This window comes from Streptomyces sp. NPDC025793 (assembly GCF_055558375.1).
Window position 1 is genome coordinate 1 of sequence record NZ_JBVHMR010000128.1, and the last position, 2,820, is coordinate 2,820.

Annotated in this window: 4 protein-coding genes; 3 read left to right on the forward strand and 1 reads right to left on the reverse strand. The window is 69.1% G+C overall.

Translation table 11 applies throughout. From position 1 onward, the window contains the following. Positions 1-152 precede the first annotated feature (152 nt). Entirely contained in the window at positions 153-410 is a 258-nt protein-coding gene (locus tag ACZ4MF_RS48780) for a helix-turn-helix domain-containing protein (RefSeq protein WP_467500880.1), read from the forward strand. Positions 411-601: 191 nt separating this feature from the next. Here ACZ4MF_RS48780 and ACZ4MF_RS48785 read toward each other — a convergent pair whose 3' ends face one another. After that, on the reverse strand, positions 602-1,318 hold the full coding sequence (locus ACZ4MF_RS48785; RefSeq protein ID WP_467500882.1) for a hypothetical protein: 717 nt from the start codon (positions 1,316-1,318) through the stop codon (positions 602-604). A 312-nt stretch (positions 1,319-1,630) separates the two neighbouring features. Between ACZ4MF_RS48785 and ACZ4MF_RS48790 the strand changes: the two genes are divergently transcribed. Both ACZ4MF_RS48790 and ACZ4MF_RS48795 read left to right on the forward strand, forming a co-directional pair. After that, the gene (locus ACZ4MF_RS48790) at positions 1,631-2,386 is read left to right on the forward strand and encodes a dienelactone hydrolase family protein (protein WP_467500884.1); all 756 of its coding nucleotides are present in this window, start codon (positions 1,631-1,633) and stop codon (positions 2,384-2,386) included. A gap of 172 nt (positions 2,387-2,558) precedes the next feature. Beyond that, positions 2,559-2,735 (forward strand): helicase associated domain-containing protein, encoded by a 177-nt coding sequence (locus ACZ4MF_RS48795; RefSeq protein ID WP_467500885.1) that lies wholly within the window; start codon positions 2,559-2,561, stop codon positions 2,733-2,735. Positions 2,736-2,820 lie beyond the last annotated feature (85 nt).

Here is a 2,820-nt window from a genome sequence, read left to right on the forward strand (position 1 = left end):
GACCAGAGTTCGTCAGGAACCAACCGCTGCGACAAACCAACACCCATGGCAAGACATCATGCCGCACCCATCCCGCACCACGTGAGACAAGCTCTAAGCCCCGGGCTCAGGGGTGGGACCCTGGTCGCTGACCGCCTTCTGGAAGGAAGACCGTGGCCTATCAACCTCCGGGCACCAAGCAGCGCCTGTTGACCACGAGCGAGGCCGCCAAGGCCGTTGGTGCCTCATCTGCTTGCATTCGTCAGTGGACGCGCCGGGGATACCTGCAGCCCTCAGCACAGTATCGGGGAGGGGGAGTCAATCTGTATCGGGAGGACCACGTTCTGGAGGTAGCGCGGGAGCGCCGCGTCCGAAAGGCTCCGAGCAAGAGCTCTGGGTGGAAGAAGGCGGCCGTCAACGACGGAGGCTGAAAGAGCCATCGGTAGCCGACCAGCAGAAGGCGCGAACCCGCCCACACACCCAAGTCCACACAGAGCGTCACCAATTACGGGATATGGCACAGCTTCTGAACTGGACCAGCGGCGTGCGAAGGCGGCCCGGAACACCCAGAGCGCCTTCGCACGCTCGTCGTCAATCAGGTCTGCGGCGGGATTCTCTTGGGTCAGTACGTGGCGAGCTCTCGGGGCAGCTGATCGGTTTTGATGAAGGTATTAAGGGACGGGCCCCAGGGCATCGCGCGGGCGAAGCCCTCGGCGAGCTCGGTGCTGCGGCGTACGGGCTGGGGCAGGTGGCGGTCGGTGGTGAAGCCGAGCATGCGCGCCACGGCCCGCCACAGCCGGGCGTCGGGGCTGATGCCGACGGCGGCGTGGTGAGCGGCGAGCAGATGGGCGGCGAGGGGGTCTTCGGCGCCGGCGGCGAACCGCCACCAGTACAGGGCGCTTTCCCAGCGGTCGAGTGTGTACAGCAGACAGGCGAAGGTGCGGGCCCCCCGGGGGTCGTAGTCGGCGGCGAAGTCGGCGAGGGAGTCGATGTCGTTGGAGCGCAGTACCGTCTCACACAGCCTGCGTACGTGGTCGACGACAGCGGCGGGGGTCGTGGCCGGGTCCTGCACGAGGATCGGTGTCGGACGGCGGCGCAGACCTCTGCGGGTCCGCGGCTTGGGCGTGGTGGGCCGGGCGGGCGCGGGCGGCACCGAAGCCGGCGGCGGCGACGGGTGCGCCGGCGCGGCGGGCGCGATGACGGCCCGGGTGACCCGTTGCGGCCGCGCGGCGTCCTGGGCGACGCGGACGGCCAGGCGGTGCATGAAGTCGTCGCTGTCGTGGCCGTCGTACTGGCGGTGCAAGGCCCGCGCCTCGGCGCGCAGCAGTTCATCCAGCATCAGGACTTCCCACACACAACACATAAGCCCAGCTCACACACCCCGCCCACCCCAACCCAACCACCCACCCCGCCTCTCAACGAACCCACAACACCGCAGGCCAACAAACACTCGGCCCCCCAACAACCCCCCCTCCGAGCGTTACCAACCGGGAGGAAACGCGCCCGACTTGGACGGCTGCCGGCCCCGACGACGTGGGTGCGGCTGATGGAGGGTGAGCGGTTACGGTGTGGAGGTCTGTCGGCCGTGGAAGCCGGCGGGTGGGCGGCCCCTCGTCATACGCCGTCCGGATGCCTGATGAAAGGTGCGGAGATGACCAACGTGCAGGGTGAATCAATCGACCTTCCCACCCCGGACGGGACCGCCGACGCCTACCTCGCCCACCCCGATGACGGCGCGCCGCACCCCGGTGTCCTGCTCTACATGGACGCGTTCGGGCTGCGTCCTGCCCTGGAGGAGATGGCCGGGCGACTGGCCGGGCAGGGCTACACGGTGCTGGTGCCCAACGTCTTCTACCGCGCCGGCCGGGCCCCGGTGGTGGAGCTGCCCGAGTACATCGACCCCGCCGAGCGGCCGCAGCTCTTCGAGAAGATCATGCCGATCGCCCGGTCTCTCACCCCGGAGCTGGCGATGCGGGACGCAGGCGCGTACCTGGCCTGGCTGGCCGCCTCGCCCCTGGTCGCGGACGGCCCCGTGGGCAACACCGGCTACTGCATGGGCGGTGTGCTGGCGGTCCGCACCGCTGCCGCCTACCCGGACCGGATCGCGGCGGCCGGCTCGTTCCACGCCGGCAACCTGGCCACCGATGCCGAGGACAGCCCGCACCGGGCCCTGGACCGCGTCACGGCGGAACTGTACTTCGGCCACGCCGACAACGACCGGTCCATGCCGACGGAACAGATCAAGGCCCTGGAGCAGGCGTTGGACACGGCGGGAGTGCGCTACCGCAGCGAACTGTACGAAGGCGCCCAGCACGGGTACACCCAGACCGACACCTCCATCTACAACGCCGACGCAGCCGAACGCCACTGGCAGGCACTGCTGGACCTCTTCGCACGCACACTCTGAGACACAGCAGACAGAGCCGTGCGCTTGAGGCACGGCACACCGAGCGTCGGGGACCGGTAGCCGGATGAGATTCACCACCCGCCAGCGCCGCTCCACCGGCAGCAGCAACGGGCACCCGGAGACCGTCCCGCGCCCGCTGCTCGTCTGACCTGCACACATACGACTGCGGCCCGTGGAGACATCCCTCGGGCAGTTGGTCGCGGAACAGCGGCGCGCCTACGGTGCCGGCCAGATGCCAGGCAAGCGTGCCGACCGGCTGGAACAGCTCGGCACGCTCTGGTCGGTCGCCGACGCGGCGTTCCAGGAGAACCTGGAAGCCGCCCGCGCCTACTGCGAGGTCAGGGCTTGATCAAGTTCCGTAGGTGTCCGGGTAGTTGGTGATGCCCAGGATGGGGAGTGCTCGTTCGGGTTCATCGCGGATCGCCCGGGTGGTC

Bases quoted from the DNA above. Each gene is read 5' to 3' on its own strand.
- ACZ4MF_RS48785 (WP_467500882.1), bottom strand. From the start codon at position 1,318: ATGCTGGATGAACTGCTGCGCGCCGAGGCGCGGGCCTTGCACCGCCAG.
- ACZ4MF_RS48790 (WP_467500884.1), top strand. From the start codon at position 1,631: ATGACCAACGTGCAGGGTGAATCAATCGACCTTCCCACCCCGGACGGG.